This window comes from Adhaeribacter arboris, assembly GCF_003023845.1.
Classification (GTDB): Bacteria; Bacteroidota; Bacteroidia; order Cytophagales; family Hymenobacteraceae; genus Adhaeribacter; species Adhaeribacter arboris.
Genome location: NZ_PYFT01000001.1, coordinates 2,702,726 through 2,725,567 on the forward strand (window position 1 = coordinate 2,702,726; position 22,842 = coordinate 2,725,567).

Below are 22,842 nucleotides of genomic sequence, written 5' to 3' on the forward strand. Positions count from 1 at the left end.
GCATACCGATTACAAATTTTTGCCTTTATGAAAAAGAAGTATACTAGTATTCCATTGGCTTACAGAAAAAAATGGTTGGTTCTTGGCCTAATCATCTCTTTATTAACTATAAACAATAGTTTATTTGCCAAAAAATTAACCTTAGCCGACGCTCCTTGTAGCCCTATTAGTACATTACCCTGTAACCAATTAAGCATAGCTTTGCCTTTTTCTTTAACCTTTAATAGTAGTGTTGCAAATTCTATCACGGATAAAGTTGGTGCAGGTACTGGTTTTACCATGGTAGATACTTACTCGGGTACTCGCAACCCGGCCGATGGCAGTCCTAGTAATGCAAGTATTCCAGGTTATGAACCCTCCAAACTTACGGTTAGCTCTGGTACTTTAAAAATTTTAAGTTCTAAAGGAATAGCTTCTACAACTAGTAATAATCAGCTTAATTCTTTAGCAGTAAGAGTAGATAGTAAAAATAAATTACAAGTAGATGTAACTATACTTAATCCTTACAAAGGTACCAATTTTGAACAAGGCGGTTTATGGTTTGGACTTAGCGATAAAACATTTGTTAAGCTAGTTGCAACTGGCAACCAAATTGAGATGCGCAGAGAGTTTAACGATGTTAGCAGCACTACGGATCAACGTACTACCACTGTAATTAGTAACCTTAACACCCAAACCGTCCGACTTCGGTTGGTAGTTAGTCCAGCGTCTAATACCATAGAAGGCTTCTACTCCACCGATGGTACTAATTACCTAAATGTAGGCGCTACTTATACAGCTAAATCTTTAAATATAGCTGGCATGGGACTTACCAGTAGCACGGCTTATGCCGGAATATTTACCTCTCACCGCAACGGAACTACTCCAATAACCTATACTTTTGATAATTTCGGGGTTAAATCTTTAACAACGCCAAACCCATTAAGCAGTAATGCTTACTTGTTATTAGAAAACCCGGATAAGCTTCCAGCTTATGATCAGTTAACTTTTTCTAATATTCAAATTCCTTGGCGGAGAACCACTCCCGAGGTTACTCCTTATAATGCAAACCATAATCGGGTAAAGTTAAAAATAAGCAATAAGGGTACGGAAGATTTAGTTATTACTAACTTTTCCCTTTCTAACCCAAGTGGTTGGAAGTTAGACACCCTGAATGGTGTGGCTTATGATCCAGCAAAATTACCACTTACTCTTTCTAGCGGGGCTTCTGCCGAATTAGGAATTCAGTTTATTGCTAAAAACTTAGGTAATCAAGTTGTAGTCCTAACTGACAGGCTAACTATTTCTTCTAATGATAATTTTGCGCCCGAAAAAGAAGTAACGCTTCGGGGTTTATATCAATACAAAGGAGAGGGCGTAAATGAACCTTCGGCTCAGCAAATTATTGATGCTTTTGGTTTTACAACGAGAACGGGCTATGGACACAATGATGGGGATATTGATGGTAGAACTCTTGTTCCTAACTCTAGCGAAGTAGCCGCTGATTACTTCGCCCAGGTTGATCCCAGCATACCAGTATCGGTTTCGCTAATGGGCTCTTACCATGGTTGCTGTGCTCAAGGGGAAAAGATTCAATGGTACGATAAACAAACGCCCGGCACAATTAAAACTCTGTTTTTTCAGGAACCAATAGATGCGCAATCCTTATTGCCCCGCAAAGCAAAATCAAATGCTTTGGCAAGCGCCACCTTTAATATCTCTGGTAACTTTGGACTTATTGTAGGAACTTCTAACTCCGACAGAACCAAAAATTTTGAACAAAGACTTGGCATGCGTTTTTGGAAGGCCCTTGATAGTAATGGCAACGTAATTCCTAACACTTATATTTTTGGCACCGATTATCTTGGTACTACTTCTACTAATTATGATTACCAGGATAATGTTTACATTGTAAGTAATGTTCGTTTGGCAAACGGCATAGCTGATCTTCCGGCATTTGTTCCCACTCCTTCTTCTCTATCCTTAGGCTCTCTACTGGTTGGCGCGAATAAATCCCTAACGGTGCAATTAACCAATCAATCTGCTAATAGTGTTCAGATTAGTGGAGTAGAAGTTGTTGGCCCTAATTTGAGCGAGTTTACTGCCGATCCTCCCGCTAGTGCAACAGTAGTATCTAAAGGATCAACTACAGTAAACGTAAACTTTAAACCTACTAGTAGAGGACTTAAAAATGCTGCCTTAATGGTGTATTTTAATGGAACGGGAACCCCGCTGCGCATTCCGCTTTATGGCTTGGCCAACGATGCCAGCTTTAATTTAGCCCTCGTAAAACGTATAAAAGGAGGGTCTGATGCCAACGTAACTATTAATGGTACTACTTGGGAAGCAGATAAAGCGTACCGTCAAGGTTCCGTTAGATTAGACAAGCAGGTAGTGGTTGGTCCTATTGCTGGAACTGACCAGGATGTGCTTTATCAAACTTATCTTTCTGCTACTGCAAACTTAGCTGAAACACGCTATCAAATACCATTAGCTAATGGAACCTATTGGATTCGGATGCATTTCGTAGAAAATTTCTTTAATGGACCAGTGGGTGCCCGGGTATTTAGTACTACCATTGAAAATGAGCTGCGGCAAAGTGGCTTTGATATTTACCGTGAAGTTGGTTACCGGGCAGCTTTGGTAAAAGACTTTGAAGTAGTAATAAAAGATGGTGGATTGTCGATGAAGTTTAACCCAACTGCTAACCGCTTGGCAATTGCGGCGCTGGAGATTTATAAGGCAAATGCGGCAACAGTTACTGCTATTTCTAACGAAATTATAAACGAAAACACCACCAATACGGCAGCATTAACTGTTTATCCTAATCCAGGTTCCGCAGGTAGCCAGGTGGATGTAGTTTTAACAGGTTTCACACCCAAGCAGGAAGTTAACTTAACGGTGCAGGATGCCATGGGTCGGCAGTTCCATACTCGCCAGGTAATCACAAATTCAATTGGCGCTGCTCAAGTAGAGTTATCAGGTTCAGTAAGCTTACCGGCTGGTTTGTACATACTTAATGCGCAAAGCACCAACGTTAAAACACAGGCGAAACTGTTAATAAAATAAAAGAGTTTCATTTACATGTTAATAAGAAGGGAGCTATTTACTGTAGCTCCCTTCTTATTTTATAAGCATAGCTAATACTCTCATTATGTAAACACTTTTTAATTTAGTCTATAAACTTTATACTTGACTTAGCCAGCAAAACGCCTAATCTTATCAGGTAATATTTATTCAACCTTGGTTTAAATTTCGATTCTGCTAAACCTTGTAAATTTATTTTGAAAAGCTTAATACATTGCTCGTTCGGCAATATGAAATATCTTTCTATTCATCAATCTTATATTCTAAAGTTTTTTTAGGAATATGCCATGTGTACTACTTTAAATCTTTAATCAGCCAAACAGTATTAAGATAATAAACTAGATTATTAAACTAGTTTGTTCTTTTTAGTAAGCACTTTTAATAATTGGCATAAACAATAAAGCCGTCATTAAATCGAATGGCGGCTTTACTCTATTACTTAATTGATAATAGTATGTACGGGTACTCGTATTTAATTTTTAACTATTCTTAGTGTTTGAACTCCGTTCTTAGTTTTAAGTTTGGCTAGATAAATACCACTTTTAACAGCAATTGCTTCCCAAATTAAGTGAATCAAATTATTTGCTTCAACCGTTCCGGGCGGAAAAGATTTAATTACATTACCATTCAATTCGTAAATAGTTAATTCATATTCTTCCCTTTGAGCAAACTGTAAATTAAAAGTGAGGTTAGTACTAAATGGATTTGGATAAGCTTTCCATTCTGTGGTTAAAGCAAGTGCGGTAATTGGCTCTCCTTTTTGCTCTATCACTTTATCTTGCGCAAAAGCTAAACCATTAGAAATGGCCGCCATAGTTCCGGGAGCGTTGGTTGAAGTAGTTAATCGTAGAAGATCCATGTTTGGACCGCCTCTTCCAACAGACTTAATTCGAATAATATTGATACCAGCTTTCAAAGTTGTTTTTACCGTAGCATAAGACCATGTTGACCAGCTCTTAGTACTATTAAAGATCATAGCTTGCTCTATTATTTTCCCGTTTAAAAAAATCTTTAACGGAATCTCTTTGCCTTGACCATTAGAATAGCGAAATGCTAGTTCATAATTAGCCGCTTCTAAACCGGGTATAATCCATTGTACAAAATCATCATCTTGATTTATAAAATCTACGTAACCTTTACCACTAAATCCTTCGTGTTCGCTTTTTCTTATTCCTCCGTGTACGCCCGCCTGTTCTGCTTCGTATATACCTCGCTCAATAGGAGCGAAAGTAGCTGTAATTCGTTTATTGCGGCTCATAGTTAAAGTTAAGGGATTTTGGACACCATCCGCATCCCCACCCCAACCAACAAAACGATAACCAGCCTTCGGGTTAGCGGTTAACGAAACAACCGAACCACCTATAAAAAAGTTATTATTCGAGCTCTTGCCAATAGTACCTTCGCCGGTAGCAACAGACGTTAAAGTATAAGTTCCGGAAACATTATCGGCGGCCTCATTCACTATAATGCTTACCAACCAAAAATCATAATTCCCTTTTGAAGGAGCAGTTCGATCTTCCGTAACTAAAGATTGTGAATATCCTCCTAAAATGTACTGGCCATTATTGATTTGCTGCACCGATTGCAATCCGTCTTCTTTGCTGCCTCCAATGGTTTTATCCCAGGTAATAGTACCAGAATTGCTTAATTTTACTACCCAAAAATCAATATCTTTATTCGAAGACTCTGTTTTGTTACCACTCACGCCCGATTTGGAATAACCCCCCAGAATAAAGCCGCCGTCGCTGGTTTGTTTTACTGATCTTAAATTATCTTTATTGTTGCCGCCAATGGTTTTATCCCAGACAATATCTCCCAGATTATTCATTTTCACTAACCAATAATCTGTTTCGCCTTTACAGGCCTGCGTTTTATCACCACTTACCGGCGAACTGGAAGTACCTCCTAAAATAAATCCGCCATCCTTGGTTAACTCCAGCGATTGCAGTACATCTTCGCTACTACCCCCAATGGTTTTATTCCATACTATTAACCCGCGCGAATTTATTTTTACAATCCAGTAATCGGCGAAACCTTTGTTAGAGCCCGTTTTATTAACGCTACTGGACGAATAAGAATAACCCCCTAAAAGATAACCATCATCGTGGGTTTGCTTAATTGTCCGTAAAAAATCAAAGCTGCTTCCTCCAATGGTTTTATCCCACTCCTTTTTGCCGGTAGCATCCAGCTTTATAATCCAGTAATCTTTTTCCCCTTTCGAACCTATCAATTTATTCATGCCAAACCGGCCGGAAGCCGGTGAACCGGAAGTACCACCCAGTATATAACCTTTATCACTCGTTTGCTGCACAGAAACTAAGAAATCGTCGTAAATGCCACCAAAAGATTTGTCCCATTGCTTTTTGCCCGAACCATCAATTTTGATAATCCAATAGTCAAATCCAGCGGAAGCAACAACCGATTTGTCACCGCCTACCGGCGAATTAGAGTAACCGCCCAAAATATATCCGCCATCATTGGTTGGTTGCAAATACTGGAAAAAATCTTGACTACTACCACCAAAGGTTCTATCCCATTGCTGATTACCTGCGGCATCTACTTTTACAATCCAGTAATCTTCCTGCCCTTTTGAATCCGTTGATTTATTTCCATTAGCTGGGGAGCTAGAAGTACCTCCTAAAATGTAGCCTCCGTCGCTGGTTTGCTGTTGAAACTGCAATACATCATTATTACTACCGCCATAGGCCTTATCCCATTTTATAGAAATTTGAGCTTTTACGTGGTTAACCCGGGTAAAAAACAGGATAAGAAAGAATAAACTTATAAGCTTAAAAGTAAAGCCTTTTCTGGTTGTAACAGGTGAATTAGCAAAAGTCCTCACTTGAATATTAAGTATTAAGTAGTAAAAAGCTATCCCGAAATCTTGATTGAGCTACTAGCATGACATATAATAATCTTAATGGATAAGATTAAAAATACTCTTCAGGATGTTATATAGCAGCTATGTATAAAAATTAAATTATTATTTATTTTATATTTCTTTCAAATAAATATTTTGCCGTATGCTTTATAATTTTATTAAAATATTTATACAAATTAACAGCAAAATTAAACCCATAAACACATAATTGTTCTGCTAAATTAGCTTTTGTTATATCCTTTTAACAAAACTGAATTATTGTACTTATTTAAAAAATATAATTCTTATCTTTTTCTAACTCTGAATGTATATAATCTAATATTAGAAATGGGTGCTCTTAGATTATATAGAAGTAAATATGTTTATTTATTAATGTTTGTAGTAACACCCACTCAGTATATCCTTTACTTAGTTTTACTATTTATCCTATAAAAATATATAATATCTTATAGAAAAGTCATTGTATTCTATCTATAGAAAACCCTAGTCTTTATAGTAAATACTATTATAACCTAATTAAGTACCCATTATTAAGCATCTACTACAAGAATTTATTCAATTTTTTAATCAATATAGTCTATTATATTTAAACTTAATTAAAGTGAACAACATTACTAAATTAAGCACTACTTTAGAAAGTACCAAATTTAAAAGGTTGCATTTTTATTTGGTTATACCCGGATAATTCAGAAGTTATATTTTTTAACCACTAAAGTGCTTAGCTTGAATACTTGAAGAGGTTCAATATCAAAGAAGTACAATAATATATTTCAAGAAATTAAATATAGAAGAAAGTAGCAATCAGTGCTACCCGTAAGTTAGAACCGTTTCATCATCAGTAACTTGAGTTATTTAGCCAATCATAGACTTCCATTGTTAACTATAACGAGGAACTATTATCTACTTAAAGTGACTGGTTGTGAAATCGGATGGTTGTTTGAGTTTTAACCAGGAATTGAAATTAGAAAAATTAATTTCCTGTCTGATTTTAATTAATCTTGACACAGCCAAGCAAGCGCCGTTTCCTGATTATTGAATTCTTTGGTTTGAAAAGCTAATGTTTCTTTATGCTTTATTTCAGCAGCGTAGCTTTTTAGCAAATTTTCGCGTAGTTCATTTTCTGAAATAATACGGGCCATTTTCCGCAATCGGGTATGATTAAAGGCAAGTACCAGCCTAAATAACATAGGCTTGTAAATTTTATCGTCCAAGGTAACAACCGATTTACTGGAATCAATCAATAACCTTTTAATATCATAGTGGCTAACAGTATCCAGCAACTTCTGAAAAGAGAACTCTAACTCCGAAACAGAAACATCTTTTATATCCGGCCACTGCACACTTAAAATGTCTGTCTTAACATCGTATATTAACTCCAATAAAAGATCTTGGTGTAAAATCATCTTGTATAAAAAGTATTAACTTTCTTTTAATCTACTTATATCACCGAAGTAATGCCACATATAGGAGGTTCGATAGATGAAATTCTAGGAGTATAATTTAACTAAATAATTGCTACTTCTAGCCTGGTTCCTGATAAGACTTTTAAGCAGAACCTGCCAGGTTACCAAATAACCAATAATTATAAGGAATAAAAAATTTAAATTATCCGCACCTACGTTTTTCCGGATAAAACGCACCTGACCGTAAGTTGACAAAGAATTTAGAAGCCGAAAAGTATTTAGATTCTATTCCCTTAACTAAATAAGTATATCGGCACTAAATTATTTGGGTTGACTAGGTACCAACTGTCCCCGCTCATCATAATAAAAAGCTCCCTCGAAGTAAGACATTGGAACTCTTAAAGCAGCCGCTACGGCCTTAACTGTTGCTGCTCCGTGTTCTTCGCTTTCCAGATTATGATACAATAAAATGGGAGTGAGCCCTAAATTGTTGGCTAGCTCATCAATAGTAATCGCAGAATGCTCTAAGGCTGTTTTAAGAAGTTGCGTACGGTCGTATCCGTTATCCATGAGTTCATGTTGTTTCTAGGTATTAATAACGATAAAATAGCAGAAAGTATTAACCCAAACTAAAATTTTGAAACTTCCCCAGGCAACTAATTCAAAGCCAACAAATTTTATTCAAATGCTGCTTGAAAGCTTTGATACAGCAACTCTCTTTCATGTGTGTACCCATTCTTCTAATCAAGATAAATCGGCATTAAAAGCAAAAGTAAGTAGTTTTACAATAGTTCCGGCTTGTTGCTCTCTGCTCCCCACTAGTTAGCAAAAACTATTTTAAAGCTGGCTACCCGAACTTATTAATTTTTTTTGATGGCAACAGAAAAATGGATACTTTAAAGTTTAATCTAAAGCAAAATCTGCTATGGCTCGCCTATTTAAAAGTCTTCTCTGTATTTTATGTTATTTTATTTTTACTCAGGGTGCCTTATCGCAAGAGAACCATTCGAATGTGGGCCTGAATATTGGCAAATATTATACTTCTTTTGACGGCATAAAAATTTATTATGAAGTACAAGGTGAAGGGCAACCGATACTATTGCTGCATGGCTTCACGAATACGCTGGATAACTGGAAAAAGAAAATTGTATATCAGGATTTACTAAATAAGGGCTTTCAAGTAGTAGTTTTAGATTTACGCGGCAATGGTAAATCGGATAAACCCCCAACTGTAGCTGGTTACCAGAAAGATGCCGAAGCCCGGGATGTAATGGGTTTAGCTTCTGCTTTGAAATTTAAAAATTACCAAGTGGCGGGCTACTCGCGCGGTGCTATCATTACCGCCCGATTACTGGTACTGGATAAAAGAATTACTGCCGCAGTATTAGGCGGTATGGGCGAAGCTTTTACCAATCCTAACTGGCCCCGCCGCCTTGCCTTTGTAAATGCTCTAAGCGGTAAAGAAGAAAACAAAGATTTTGAAGCTTTTTTAAAATCGGTTCAGGAACGCGGCCTCGATCGCCAGACCCTTACCTTTCAGCAACAAGCCCAGCCTAGCACCTCTCCTACTGAATTAGCCAAAGTACAAATACCCGTTTTGGTTATTTCCGGCGTTGCCGATAATGACAACGGCTCCGCCGAAGAATTAGCTAAATTATTACCCAAGGCCGTTGTTAAGAGAGTGCCGGGCGTGCATAATACCGCTTGGCAAACACCGGAATTTGCCCAGGAAGTAATAAGCTTTTTACAACTGAATAAATAATGGAAAAAGGAAGGTGAATTTAAAAAACGAAGTACCTGCTTCTTTGAAATAAGCTTTCAGGAATTTACCAGCACTTAAGTCAAAAAGCTTATTCCTAATAGTATGATTTTCATGTACTTATTTTTAATTGAATTATAGGCAAAAGTACAGAACAAACTTACCTCAATTAGGGAAGATATTTTATTGAGAGATATAGAATTAAAAACTACGCTTATTTTTCACCCGGTTAGGGAATTACCATTTTTTACTGCTTCCGATTTACTTAAAAAAATAAAGGAGTTATTACCGGCAATACTTAACTCTTGCATCAACAGTTATAAAAAAGCTACAAAGTGACTGATATAATCATTGTCGAGTTTCCTTCAAATCTCGGTTTAAAAGCTCCGGCACCGGGTAAAGAACCGGGCGTTAAAAAATTACCGGAATGGTTGCGCCAACATCGCTTCCACGAGTTACTAGCGGCTGATGAAGTTCTAACATTAGAGGCACCTTTGTACTCTCCGGACCGGGATCCGGAAACGGCCGTTCTAAATGCAGAAGCTCTGGTCGGGTATGCTCAGGAACAATCCGGATTATTGCAGAAAGTGCTAACAAAGCAAAAATTTCCGGTGGTATTAGGCGGCGATTGCAGCATTTTGCTGGGCACTGCGCTGGCTTTAAAACAAACCGGCAATTACGCTATATTTTACCTCGATGGGCATACCGATTTTATGGAACCTCATTTATCCGCTACGGGTGGGGTGGGTGGTATGGCTGCTGCCATGGTAGCGGGCTACGGCCCCCCAAAGTTAACCAATATCAATGATTTAGGCCCTTACTTTAAAGAAGAATACGTTTGGTGCGTTGGGAACCGGGAGTACGACGAAGAATATGAAAAAGCAATTCAGGATTCACAAGCGCATTACCTTTCCTTAAATGCCTTACGAGCAAGAGGAATAAATACTAGTATTAACTCCTTCCTCAAAATGATTGAAACACAAGAATTGGATGGTTTTTGGCTCCACCTGGACGTAGATGTTTTAGAAGACGAAGTAATGCCGGCTGTGGACAGCCGCACCCCCGGAGGATTAACCTATGAAGAACTGAACAGTATTCTAGCTGCTTTAATGGCTAGCCCAAAAGCAACCGGATTAGAAATAACCATTTTAGATCCGGACCTGGACCCCACCGGCCACTATACCGCCAGATTTGTTTCTGAATTCACTCAATCTTTTACCCAAGCTCGAAAAGTATACTCTCCTAATACGCTTTAACTAAAACCAGCCTATTACTAAATTTTTTGACCAGGAAACCGAACTACCAAGTTTACATGAGTACAGAACCCGAGGAACCAATTATTACGGCCCAAACAGAACACTTGGAAGAACTACTGACCATGGCTTTAGATTTATGGCCCGACCAGAATTACGAAGACCTGAAAACTGTTCTTCTAAAAATTCTCTCCTCCGATAGATTCAAAGTATTTCTGTTTCGGTGGGCAGAAGAGTTTGTAGGCTTTATTTATTTAGGTATCAGAACGGATTACGTAGAAGGTTCCGAATCGAGCCCAACGGGGTATGTAGAAGGCATATACGTGAAACCAGCCTTCCGGCGCAAAGGTATTTCCCGAAAGCTGCTGCAGGTGGGAGAAGATTGGGTAAAAGAAAATAACTGTACGCAAATAGGCTCCGATACAAGCTTAGATAATACCGTAAGTTACCATTTTCATTCGAGTGTTGGCTTTAAGGAATCCAGCCGTGTCATAGCTTTCATTAAAGATTTAAAATAATTTATGCTGTAATACTAGTTCAGGTTCCTCTATTTTTATTTTCTGCTTTTTGGTTTTTCTCAAATCTTTTAATCCTACTTTCAAGCGTTAGCTACTTTCCAATTTCCTTACCATCAATTTCAGTAAAACAACATTAAATTTTAAGCCGATTCTGAATACCAGCAAACGTGCTATTTGCAATTTTAGGATAGAAGGCGTTTGTTATTATGTGAAACTTCCGCCCTTAATTTTCAATAATCTTTGTCTGAGCAAATTAAACCCTTTGGCCTACTTACAATCTAATGGCCCTCCTACCTAGTTTAGATGTCTTTTTAAAAATAAAAAAGTCTTACGTAAAAGAATAAGTTATAAAAGTTTGTTTATAAACAGTATAACCTAAAAAGATACAGATTTACTTCAGATTTACCAACTACTTTTACCCGAATCATACTATTTTTTGCCCAGTACTATGAAAAAACCTGTATCTCTTCTGCTTTTACTAATTTTAGCGCTTTGCAATCAATTAGCCATTGGTCAAGGAACCGGAAATAGCGGCGCCCTGACGGGTTCACTGGCACCTAAAGGCAATAGCCGGATTACGGGTACGGTGCTGGATGCCACCAATCAACATCCGGTTAGCTTTGCCACCATTACCCTTAATAATCCTGCTTCCGGCAAAGCCTTGGATGGCGCTCTTGCCGACGATAAAGGTAAATTTACGATTAGCAATATTGGGGGCGGTACGTATCAGTTGGTGATCACTTTTATTGGTTACCAAACCCGGACCATTAACGATGTAAAAGTGAGTGGCCGGGACGAAGCCGTAAATCTGGGCGAAATTAAAATTAATACCAGCACCCAAACCCTGAAAGAAGTTACAATTGAAGCCCAGCGGGCCATGATTGAGGAAAAGGTCGACCGGACCGTATACAACGCCGAAAACGACCAAACCAACCGCGGCGGCGATGCTACCGATGTGCTCCGGAAAGTGCCGATGTTATCCGTGGATTTGGAAGGTAATGTTTCCATGCGGGGCAGCCAGAACATAAAAGTATTAATCAACAATAAACCCTCTACCATTGCCGCCAGCAGTGTGGCCGATGCGTTAAAACAAATTCCGGCCGACATGATAAAATCGGTAGAAGTAATTACGTCGCCTTCGGCCCGGTACGATGCGGAAGGTTCGGCGGGAATTATTAATATCGTTACCAAAAAGAATAATTTATCCGGATTTTCCTTGAATGTGGATGGCAGCGCCGGTTTACGGGGTTCTAATTTAGGTTTAAGAGGCTCGTACCGCAAAGGTAAAATGGGCTTTTCCTTGGGTGGCTTTGGCCGGTCTATGTATAACGTAAAAGGGGCTTTTAACAACGAGCAAACTAGTATTTTTACCGATGACTTAGGTATCGAAATCCAAAATTTAAGAAAACAAAGCGCGGATACCCGAAGCCGCAATTTGTTTGGCCGTTATACTCTAGGCTGGGATTATGATATAGATAAAAACAACTTTATTACCGCTTCGGTAATGTTCGGTGTCCGGAATGGCCGGCAAAATCAAGACTTTCTCCGCACTTTAACTTACCGCAATGAAACTTTTATTCGAAGCATTTTAGAGGATAGCGAATCCAAAGATTTATCGGGCAACGTGGATGTTAGTTTAAACTATACGCATACTTTTGCCAAGCCGCAGCAGGAGTTAAATATACTAACGCTTTTTAGCCGTAATAACCGCACCAACGATTTTATTCGCGATTCTTTAAACGAGGACAACAATGCAATCTTGCACCGCTTAAAAAACGACAACCAAAGTTTTAATCAGGAATCTACCATCCAGGTAGATTATCAAAATCCCATTGGGAAAACGCAACTGGTGGAGTTTGGGGGAAAAATCATTAGCCGCCAGGTTACCAGCGATTATCAATCTTCCGAAGCGGATGGACCTAATCTTCCTTTCGTGCCGCTCTTAAACCAGCAGTTTGCCAACGTATTTGATTATAACCAAAATATTTCCGGGGCTTATACTTCTTATACCTTAACGACTCCTAAAAATTATAGCTTAAAAGCTGGTGCCCGTTACGAGTATACGACCATTGATGCCCGTTTCAAAAATGGCACTAACGGCGAGCGGGATATTCCTTCGTACGGCAGCCTGGTACCCAGCGTAAACTTATCGAAAAAGCTAAAAAGTGGAAATACGGTAAAATTAGCGTATAACCGCCGGATCCAGCGGCCCTCATTGCAATATTTAAATCCAAACGTACAAAGTGCCAACCCCATAAATATCACCGTAGGTAACCCGGATTTAAGGCCCGAATTCACGAATAACTTTGAGTTAGGTTATAACACTTACCTTAAAAGTACTTTCTTAACCTTTTCCACTTTCTTCCGCAATACCAATAATTCTATCCAAAGCGTGCGGGAACCTATTCGGCCTGGCTCCGACACCATCCGTACTACTTATGCCAACATTGGTCAGGAAGATGCTTATGGATTTGGGGTATTTGGGAATGTTAACCTATCCAATAAATTATCGATTAACGGTGGTACAGATGTGTACTACGCCGTGCTCGACAATAACCTTGCGGACCCTCTGTTGAAAGCAAGTAACACGGGTTGGGTAGCTAGTGTTCGGGCCATGGGTTCTTATAATTTTGCCAAGGATTGGGGATTACAGTTATTTGGTTTTTACCGGGGGCGCCAAGTGCAGTTACAAGGTTTTCAAAGCGGCTTCGGAATTTATTCTTTGAGCCTACGCCGCGACTTTAAAGGTAAAAGAGGCAGCATTGGCATTGGAGCCGAGAACTTTATTACCTCTAATATTAAAATGCGCAGCGAATCACAATCCGCTAACTTTTACCAAAGAAGTACCAATACCATGTACAATACCAGCGTAAAAGTTAATTTCAGCTATCGCATTGGTAAAATGAGCATGGATGATCAGCCCCGGCGCCGGAAAAAATCTGTTACCAACGACGACCTAAAAGAAGGTGGTGGTGATGGCGGCCAGGATAATGGCGGAGGCGGTGCAGCCGGCAATAATGGTGGCCAAGGCGCAGCGGGTGGCGGACAAGGTCAACGCTCCGGAGGACAAACTCAAGGTACCGGAGGACGGCCTGGTGGGCAGATGCCACAAAGACCTGGCGCTGGCAACGGGCAGGCTCCAGCTGGTCGCTCTGGTCAAGTAACTCCTGGTCAAATAGTACCTGGTCAAGCCCCAACAACTGCACCTGGACAATCTTTACTCGGCAACACTCCCGCTGATTCAATAAAAAGAGCGCCGCTGACTCAACCAAATCAACCAACTGATTCTGTAAAGCCAGCAGCACCTACGGATTCTTTAAATCAAGCACCCGTTACTCAGCCTTCAGCTACCCCAACGGATTCGCTGCAACAAGCACCGGCTAACAGACCCACAACTCCGACTATGCCGGAAGTTAATAAGCAACCAGCCAGACAAGAGTAGGAAGCTTAAAAATAGATGCAAAAACAAAAAGCTGTTCTTAGTCAGAACAGCTTTTTGTTTTATTAGTTATTGCAACAACTATCGTCTAAATCAGAAATTTAAATTTCAAGCATTTAAAGTAAACCTGCTTAAAAGATTAGTGACAGCTTATAAAAATTTTAAAGTTTATTACCAAAGTTCCCGGCTTAGGCTATAACCTGGATGGCCTTGACTCAGAGCATCGGTAATTAAACCGGCAATAGTAATGGCTACTTCGCCGGAAAATTTATCCGCTTCGGCGCCGTTGGAGTAATGAACATGCAAAGATTTTACGTCGCCGTTTTGCTCAAATAAACAACGCGAAATCGCATTTAAGTTAATCAGGTACGATTGTTTTCTATCTAGTTCGGAATAAGTAAAAAGAATAACGTTTGGTTTTTCCATAGTAATAGTTGAGTTCCGTTAATAGTACCGCTTCGGTTACAAGTTACTCTGTACGGCTATCCTCTATTTTCCGTTATTTAATTTTCGAAGAGGTTTGTTTTTAGATAATGATTAACTAACAGTAATTTAAAAAATCAAATATTATCTTCATCGCCACTTTATAAAAATCCAGTTTAAATTAATTATAAGTTTTAATTAGTTTTTACATATTCCACCAATAAGTAAATTTAAAAACCAGCGCCCTACTCTTCACCGCAAAGTTGGTGGGTAAATAATTATCGGTGTACACGATAAATAAATCCGAAGCGGGTTTATAACGCCATTGCAAACGGGCATTTAAATTTACGTTATCTATCTGCTCGTTATATTGCACAAAAGTTGTCAGATACAAAGTGTTCGTTAGGGTAACATCCAAACGCGGCCCAATCAACCAGAATTTATTTCTTCCCCAAGGCTCGGGTAAGGTTATGTCGTTGAAATTGGCGGCCACCGCAATGCTCACGAAAGGCTGAAATCGATAACCTAAACTGCCCGCCAAATTTAACCGGGTACCATTGGCATAGTAGCCACCGTAACGCGTGCTAAAAGAATAAGTAAAAATGCTTTGCGGCTTCGAAATAAACTCCGTTCCCCACGATTTCCAGTTATGTTCCGTCCCGCGGGCCAGGGTGTCGCGGCGAAAGTTAGTCGGATCAAAAGGCTGCAATAATTTCACGTAATCATAAGCTGTCCAAGCGGTAAAGGTGCTCCGGCTCCGGAAAGTAAACGCATAAGAAAAGAGGCTGGTATTATCGGTAGTTTTAAAAGCTTCGTTCGTAATATAATTGGTACTAATACTGGGGCCATGGTTCAAAACAGGTCCTTTCTTCGGGAAAAAAGAATACCCTACTTTCGGATTTATCTGAATAAAACTTTGGCGCGGTACGTAACCCACTTCGGCCGTATAATTACGCCCTACGTACTGGTGCTGCCAGTTAATTAACCAGGCCCGACTAGAATATTGCAAATTGGCCGCATGTACCCAATCCCGCCCAGTTTTCCCCGGACTAAACGACTTTAAAACCATGGCTTTACCGGTCCACATATTATTGGCTGAAGCTAGGTTATATTCAAAACCAAAATTCCGATTATACCGGGAGTAAACCGGCTTGCCCGGTTCTTTGCCGGGAGTATAGTTTAAGGATTCTTTATTAATAAAAATAACGCCGATGTTAGACCGGGCAAAAACCCGCCTTTGCAACGAAGCTACCGCAAAGTTCTGAGCCGGAAGACCCATTTCGTCTACTTCGCCGGTTTGCATATCCATAATACCGAGCCGCCAGTCTTTATTTAACCGGCCGCTTAAGCGGGCACCGAAACGAATGGGTACGCCCAAACCAATGCGCCGGGAGAAAAAAGGCCGGATATTGGCGTAACCATAATTGGTAAATAAATCGCCGTTTTCGAGGAAAAACTGCCGCCTTTCCGGAAAAAACAATTCGAACCGATCCAGATTAGTTACCTGCTGATCCACATCCACTTGCGAAAAATCCGGATTGACCGTTAAATCCAGGTTTATAGCAGAAGTAATGGCTACCTTCGCGTCAATGCCTACTTCTTTGCGGTACTCCGTTTTTTGCTTACCCGAAAAATCACGAAAAAGACCGCCCAAAGCATAAGGAATTAAGGAAATATTGGTACCCGCTTCCGGTGGCGGTTGGTCCCAAACCAAGGTACCCGTATACGCCAAGGCGGCGCTCGGGAATTGCCGGGGAACCGGCGCCCAGGCCGATTTTTCGGTGCTTTTTAAATCCTGGCGGCTAAAGTTAATGCCCCAATTAGTGATGCCTTTTTTGTACCGGATGGTTTTAAATGGAATAGCAGCTTCAAAAACCCATTTATCGTCGTAATTTTTAACCGTAGAAACCCATTTATTATCCCAGCTTAAATCTACTTTACTGCCTTCGTACATAATACCGTCCCATTGCGCCCCGGCGGCATTGGCGCCAAAAGAGAAACCATTAGTTTGGTCATCGAAGGGGTCGATGAAAAAAATAAAATTATCGTTTTTCCCGAAGGCCCAATCCCGGCGAAGAGATTCTACCATGTACGGTCCGGGCAGGGTAACGTAGTTTACCGCTATTATGTAAATGTTATTTTTATCGTACGTCATGCGTACGTCTGTAGGAACCTGGGCAAGGCTGGTATCCATGGGCAACATCATGAAAAAATCTTTGGCTACGGCGGCTTCCTGCCAGGCCTGTTCGTCCAGTACGCCATCAATTTTTATTTCGGAAGAAGCTTCTTTAATGGGTAACTGATAAGCCGCATTCTTTTTCTGGGCCAGCAACGATAAGGAAAGAATAGTTAAGCAAAGCGTAAGTAAAGTTATTCTCATAAGCGATAATGAGGTATTCGGGTTTATTAGAATAAATAAAAGAGCTGAAGTAAAAGAAATTTAAAGCAAAGACGAATGTAGTGTTTTACGCGCAGGTGTACTTCATGAAAATAAAAAATAAATAATGCTCTTTAGCCAACATCATACAAGCGGGCAGATATTTCTGGTTTTAAATTAAAAAGGTCCGGGCTCAAACTCTAATAATAATTAATTTTTTCGTTGAGAAAGGACAATTGCGAAAGCAAAGCTAACCTCTAATTTTTTTATTATTAGTATATAAATAAGCTTTCTCGGGCTTATATTGCCTTATACTTTCATTAAGAGCATGCAGCAATTTCTTATTTTATTGTTGCTGGTTTCTGGCGAAGCCTTGGGGCAAAGCAAAGAACCAAATTATAATAAAGTGGCTGTACAATCATCTTAATATTGACTAGTGAATTAAGTTTAGATTTTAAATTTTGAAGAAGGACTCGCTCCTGATTCAACCAAGAAAAGCCAGATTACATGAGAAAACAAATTTTTTTACTACTTCTATTATTTACCATCTTCACATTTGTAACCCAAGCCCAAAACAAAACTCTTTGGAAAGGGAAAAAAAGTGCGGTTGTTTTAACTTACGATGATGGTCTGAACACGCACGTGAACCAAGTTATTCCGGCTTTGGATTCAGTGGGTTTAAAAGGTACATTCTATATTTCCGATTATTTTGGTGGGCTGCAAACGCAAATTCCTAAGTGGCGGGTTGCTGCCGCCCAGGGGCACGAATTAGCCAATCATACGATTCATCATCCTTGCACCGGCAGTTTGCCCGGTAGAGAATTTGTAAAACCCGATAATGATTTAAATAATTATTCGGTGCGCCGGATGACCGATGAGATCCGGACGATGAACACGATATTGTTTGCTATCGACGGAAAAGTTAAAAGAACCTTTGCTTATCCTTGCGGCGACACTAAAATTGGAAATACTCCCTACCTGGAAGGTTTAAAAAATGACTTTGTCGGTGCCAGAGGAGTTAGTCCGGCCATGCCCACTCCGGACAAGGTAGATTTGTACAACATTAGTTGCCACCTAGTAAACGGACAATCGGGGGAAGAACTGATAAAATTAGTAAAGCAAGCCGAAGCTAATCAAGGTTTACTGGTGTTTCTTTTTCACGGGGTTGGCGGCGAACACAGTTTAAATGTTTCGCTAAAAGCGCATCGCCAACTGCTTCAGTATTTAAAAAAGCGCGAGCAAGAGCTCTGGGTGGCCCCTATGCTGGACGTAGCGGAATTTATTAAAGAGCAGCAAAAAAAATCGTAATTCAAATCGTAAAATCTGGCTATTTTAATCTTCTATATAATTTCTAAAAGCAAAATGCCGATCATTTATAAATACGACGTGGTACCATCCGCTGAACAAATAATTGAATTATACAACAACGCCGGTTTACCCAGACCTACCCAAGATGCGGAACGAATCCGGAAAATGTATCAGAATGCCAATTTAATTATTACGGCCTGGAGCGGAGAGTTGCTGGTAGGTGTTTCCCGATGTATAACCGATTGGGTATGGAGTTGTTATTTAGCTGATTTGGCAGTACGCGATGCTTTTAAGAAATCGGGCATCGGGAGAAAACTAGTAGCATTAAGTAAAGAAAAAGTAGGCCCGGAATGTATGGTCTTGTTGTTAAGTGTGCCAACGGCAATGGAGTATTATCCTAAAATTGGCATGGAGAAAGTAGAAAACGGTTTTATCCTGCCTAGAAATAAATAATCTTAGAATAGAAGTTCCTGTAATGGATTCTCTTCTTTAGTATTTAATGACAGACCAAAGTATTTAATGACAGACCAAAAAATTAAAACGGAATAATAACCTTTACGCTGAAGTTTCGACCCATATTATAAATTCCCCGGTGATTATTCGGCGAAGCCTGGTAATATTCAAAATATTTAAGCCGGTTTAAGTGCGATTGGTACGCTTTATCCCATAAATTATTCACCTGAAAGAATAGCTGGCAAAATACCCGTCCGGATTTTTGTTTTACGGATGTTCCTAAACCGGTATTAAAAAGCACGTAGCCGGGAGTAGGCGTTTCAGTTTTATCTACCGCGTATATTTTGTTTTGCCGGGCGTAAGCATCCAGTTCCAAGCGGGCGTAAATGCCGGTGTAAGCTCCCACGGATTTCCGTAAAGTACCCCGGATTTCCGAACGAAAATGCAAAGGCAATATAAAAGGCAGGTATTTGGCGGCATCGCCGTAGGTTTCGCGGAGCTTGCTGTTTTTGTTTATACCTTTCACGTAAGCCAGGCTGTTGTTAAAGTTCAGCCACGATACCGATTCAGGATGCAGGTTTAAAGTAAATTCTCCGCCGTACAATTGGGCTTTGGATTGTTGGTATTTATAAGTAAGATTTCCTTGGTCATCCACAATGGGTTGTCCTTGGCTATCGCTTAAACGAGCCTGAAAAATATAGTTAGAAATGCGGTTATCAAAAACTTCTACGCTGACATCTACATTTTTCAGGTAAGCCAGGAAGCTTATATCTTTTTGAAAATTAAATTCGGGCTTAAATTCCCGGTTGCCTTGGTAGCGGATGTGCGCTCCTGGGTCCAGGCCGTTGGAACCCACTTCGTTTATGTTGGGAGAACGATAACCGCGGGCTAAATTAGCTTTAAATAAAATTCTCTCCGATAGATTGTACGTTGCCCCTAAACTACCCGAAACGCCGTGATAGGGGTGAGTAAACTCCGGAAATTGTAAATAAGCCCCCGGTTCCTGGGCATTTGCTTTCCGTCCGAAGCCGGCCGCATCCGTGCTGGTGTAAAAATTGTTCCAAATTAAAGAACGGGTATCGTACCGGATACCACCCGAAATATCGAACTTACCCAATGCCCGTTTGGTAAACACAAAAGTACCCACATCAAATAAGGCATAATCCGGAATCGGGAAATTAGTGGCATCTTTATTTTTATTCGTCTGGAACATGCCATTTACGCCCACGGTAGTTTCTAAACCATTCCAGGCGGGCAAGTTATAATGCACGTCGTAATTAAGTGTATTTAGCACCAGGAACAAAGCTGCTTTATCCGGCAGAGTAGGAAACAAAAATTCGCGCCGTCGGCTTTGCTGGAAGCCGAAAGTGGCATTGATATTTCCCTGACCAATGATGAACTGATTATGCGTATATACCCGGTAATGTTGGATGGCTTGGTGCAAATCGCCGATAGAATACGTTTTTAATTCGTTTTCCGGTACAATGGGCCGGTTTTTAACGTCATCGGCGTTCCCTTCCCGGATAGGTTTGGTAAATTGGCGGCTTAAAGAATCGCGGCTGCCATCCGGAATTTCCTGCAGATTATCGTAAAGAGTAGCCGATATTTGCGAAAAACCCCAAGATTTATCTACCCGGGCCGTACCGCTCACATTGTACTCGCGGTAGGCGCTGCCGTAAACCCGGCCATCCACAGGATTGCGGTAATTATGCGCTCTTTTTTGGGTACCGCGCAGATAAAATTTCCAATCGTTTTTGTTGTAAGATACGCCTAAAGAAGTGCCAATTAAGCCGTTGTTGCTGTGAAAATCCGTTAATAAATCGCCTTTTAACTTTCCGTCTACGCCTTGGGGTATTGCCGGAATCATGTTAATTACGCCCGCTAAGGCATCCGATCCGTAGGTAAGACTGGCCGGACCTTTTACTACTTCGGCCCGGTCAATACCGTACTGGTCTACCTCGGTGCCGTGCTCATCGCCCCATTGCTGCCCTTCCTGCCGGATACCATCGTACATATTAAGTACCCGGTTATACCCCAAACCCCGAATAAATGGCTTCGAAATGTTAGGTCCCGTAGTGGTAGCACTTACGCCGGGCACGCCTTTTACAATGGCATCAATAATATTAGAGTTTACGTTAATGTTAATTTCTTTCTTAGAAATGGTAGCAATCGGAATGGGGCTTCTTTTCACTTCGGTGGCCCGGGTAACTCCTGTTACCACAATTTCATCGAGCTTAGAGGTAATTTCTTTTAAAGTAAAATTGATGGTAGTGGTAGAACTGGGAGTTAAGGTGGTCGAAGCTTTTTCGGGCTGGTAACCAATACTGGAAGCTCCTACTTCCATGGTACCCGGCGGTACATTTTTAATTTCGTAATACCCTTTATCGTTGGAAGTAGCCCCAAGCCGGGTTCCGACAATCCCAACGGAAGCATAAGCCAAGGGTTCGCCATTCGCCATTACTCTCCCTTTAATTACACTATTCTGCGCAAAAAGGGAAAAAGAGGAAAGTAAAATAAAAATTAAAGTAAAAATATTTTTCATGTATCTGTTTCAATCAGCAGTTAACCACCTTCTTAATCGTTTAAACCCAGAATGGTATAAACTTAAAATCCAAGATGAAAAATTCTGAATTACTTTATCGATTTCAAAATTTGATAAAACCAAAAATGTAACACCTCCTTCTTTTAACTCCCAAAGCAGAAAATTTTCAGGATTAATATATTAAGCATTCATTCGCAATAATATAAAACAGATTAGATTTAGTATATTCATTTTTCAATAAATTGTTGTAAAATACACCACGGTAGCCGTTAAAACTGGAATAATTAACGGCCAGCGCTTCTTTGTTAAGAAAAATACCTACCAATAGCTTGTTTTTATTTAATGAATGTGGTGGAAGTTATTCATCAGAAAGATAAGCAAAACTAGCTTGAGGTATAAAAGACGCACTAAAGTCGGTTTACTTGTGGAGCCGGTTTCCGTCTTCAGGCGGCGACGCTCTCTTATTTCAACCGTAACTTGTTTGCCTCGTGGCTGGCGGGCACCGCCCGGAAGAACCAAACGGACTTTGAATGCTAGTAGTTGCTGCCTATCGGTAACCTCCTACCATCTTGGTAACCAGTAAATACGTTCTGTTTACTTCCATTTGAAATAATTTGCTATTATACAGAAATAATGGCTTAGCTTATATCTATCTCTTGCTTCTGAAAACTACTACAATTGCTTTCTTATAGTATCCCGGAAACTGAAATAAAACTAAAGGGGATAGGCAAATTGACTAAAACTTAGCACCTGAATCGGAATAACAGGAAGCATCGGGAATAAAAACGGATGCTTTTCTCTAGTTGTTTCCTTTCTTTGGATTGATACAATGGAAATATTACACTTCTTTCAGCCAGGCCGAGGCAGTTTCAATATCGTCGAAAACCAGGATGGTAATGTTGGGAATTTCGTATTTTAAGGCTTGTTCCAAAGAAGTTTGGCTTTCGGGACAAGGAGATTGCACCCAGGCCATAAAAAAACAACCCGCTCCTAGAAAACGGGGAAACCAGGAGTGTATCAACCAATTGTTAATACCCTCCGCCCAACGACCATGGACGTGCTGGTTATCGTTAATAATTTTCTTAACCGGATACTTATGTAAGGCTAGCAGAATATCTTCACACCCGACCATACCCATTTCATCGGTAATATTACCTTTCCAATTAATGTAAAGCCATTCCGCTTCCGCGTTGTAATCAATCTCTATGTAAGTTCTTTTTATCAGACTAACAGTAGTAGATAAGGAGGTTATCATTAGGTTAATTTAAAATATATAATGGAGTTCTGTAAACAAGCTTACACTTAGCTAGGATTGAGGAAATACAGGTCGGAATTTATACGAAGCTAATAAAATAATGCAAATAAATTGAAGATAAATATTATTTCATAAAAAATATTTCCCGGAGAAACATAAAAGCAT

Annotated in this window: 14 protein-coding genes; 7 read left to right on the plus strand and 7 right to left on the minus strand. The window is 39.9% G+C overall.

Annotated elements, in window-relative coordinates; all coding sequences use genetic code 11:
- Positions 1–201 precede the first annotated feature (201 nt).
- Positions 202–3,048 carry a malectin domain-containing carbohydrate-binding protein gene (locus AHMF7605_RS10960; RefSeq protein ID WP_158267496.1) on the plus strand — a complete coding sequence of 949 codons (2,847 nt, stop codon included), beginning with the start codon at positions 202–204 and terminating at the stop codon, positions 3,046–3,048.
- A gap of 490 nt (positions 3,049–3,538) precedes the next feature.
- Here the strand turns inward: AHMF7605_RS10960 and AHMF7605_RS10965 are convergent, their stop codons facing one another.
- The 3 genes from AHMF7605_RS10965 to AHMF7605_RS10975 form a co-directional block, all read right to left on the minus strand.
- Positions 3,539–5,908: an InlB B-repeat-containing protein gene (locus AHMF7605_RS10965; protein ID WP_106929221.1), complete on the minus strand. Its 2,370-nt coding sequence runs from the start codon at positions 5,906–5,908 to the stop codon at positions 3,539–3,541.
- Between the two features lie 1,031 nt (positions 5,909–6,939).
- The gene (locus AHMF7605_RS10970) at positions 6,940–7,350 is read right to left on the minus strand and encodes a hypothetical protein (RefSeq protein ID WP_106929223.1); all 411 of its coding nucleotides are present in this window, start codon (positions 7,348–7,350) and stop codon (positions 6,940–6,942) included.
- A 321-nt stretch (positions 7,351–7,671) separates the two neighbouring features.
- The gene (locus AHMF7605_RS10975; RefSeq protein WP_106929225.1) at positions 7,672–7,920 is read right to left on the minus strand and encodes a hypothetical protein; all 249 of its coding nucleotides are present in this window, start codon (positions 7,918–7,920) and stop codon (positions 7,672–7,674) included.
- Between the two features lie 355 nt (positions 7,921–8,275).
- Here AHMF7605_RS10975 and AHMF7605_RS10980 point away from each other — a divergent pair, with 355 nt between their 5' ends.
- From AHMF7605_RS10980 to AHMF7605_RS10995, 4 genes are all read left to right on the plus strand, one after another.
- The gene (locus tag AHMF7605_RS10980) at positions 8,276–9,112 is read left to right on the plus strand and encodes an alpha/beta fold hydrolase (RefSeq protein WP_106929227.1); all 837 of its coding nucleotides are present in this window, start codon (positions 8,276–8,278) and stop codon (positions 9,110–9,112) included.
- Between the two features lie 332 nt (positions 9,113–9,444).
- On the plus strand, positions 9,445–10,365 hold the full coding sequence (locus AHMF7605_RS10985; protein ID WP_106929229.1) for an arginase family protein: 921 nt from the start codon (positions 9,445–9,447) through the stop codon (positions 10,363–10,365).
- Positions 10,366–10,421: 56 nt separating this feature from the next.
- Complete coding sequence (aac(6'), locus tag AHMF7605_RS10990; protein WP_106929231.1) at positions 10,422–10,880, plus strand: aminoglycoside 6'-N-acetyltransferase; 459 nt, start codon at positions 10,422–10,424, stop codon at positions 10,878–10,880.
- A 448-nt stretch (positions 10,881–11,328) separates the two neighbouring features.
- The gene (locus tag AHMF7605_RS10995; protein WP_106929233.1) at positions 11,329–14,322 is read left to right on the plus strand and encodes an outer membrane beta-barrel family protein; all 2,994 of its coding nucleotides are present in this window, start codon (positions 11,329–11,331) and stop codon (positions 14,320–14,322) included.
- A gap of 168 nt (positions 14,323–14,490) precedes the next feature.
- On the opposite strand, the gene AHMF7605_RS11000 is transcribed toward AHMF7605_RS10995, so the two are convergent.
- Together AHMF7605_RS11000 and AHMF7605_RS11005 are read right to left on the minus strand one after the other, a co-directional pair.
- Positions 14,491–14,745: an SGNH/GDSL hydrolase family protein gene (locus tag AHMF7605_RS11000; protein WP_106929235.1), complete on the minus strand. Its 255-nt coding sequence runs from the start codon at positions 14,743–14,745 to the stop codon at positions 14,491–14,493.
- 202 nt (positions 14,746–14,947) lie between these two features.
- On the minus strand, positions 14,948–17,122 hold the full coding sequence (locus AHMF7605_RS11005; RefSeq protein WP_106929237.1) for a carbohydrate binding family 9 domain-containing protein: 2,175 nt from the start codon (positions 17,120–17,122) through the stop codon (positions 14,948–14,950).
- A 504-nt stretch (positions 17,123–17,626) separates the two neighbouring features.
- Between AHMF7605_RS11005 and AHMF7605_RS11010 the strand changes: the two genes are divergently transcribed.
- Entirely contained in the window at positions 17,627–18,427 is an 801-nt protein-coding gene (locus AHMF7605_RS11010; RefSeq protein ID WP_106929239.1) for a polysaccharide deacetylase family protein, read from the plus strand.
- A 54-nt stretch (positions 18,428–18,481) separates the two neighbouring features.
- Complete coding sequence (locus tag AHMF7605_RS11015) at positions 18,482–18,880, plus strand: GNAT family N-acetyltransferase (protein ID WP_106929241.1); 399 nt, start codon at positions 18,482–18,484, stop codon at positions 18,878–18,880.
- Positions 18,881–18,962: 82 nt separating this feature from the next.
- Here the strand turns inward: AHMF7605_RS11015 and AHMF7605_RS11020 are convergent, their stop codons facing one another.
- On the minus strand, positions 18,963–21,422 hold the full coding sequence (locus AHMF7605_RS11020; RefSeq protein ID WP_106929243.1) for a TonB-dependent receptor: 2,460 nt from the start codon (positions 21,420–21,422) through the stop codon (positions 18,963–18,965).
- 838 nt (positions 21,423–22,260) lie between these two features.
- Positions 22,261–22,677: a hypothetical protein gene (locus AHMF7605_RS11025; RefSeq protein ID WP_106929245.1), complete on the minus strand. Its 417-nt coding sequence runs from the start codon at positions 22,675–22,677 to the stop codon at positions 22,261–22,263.
- Positions 22,678–22,842 lie beyond the last annotated feature (165 nt).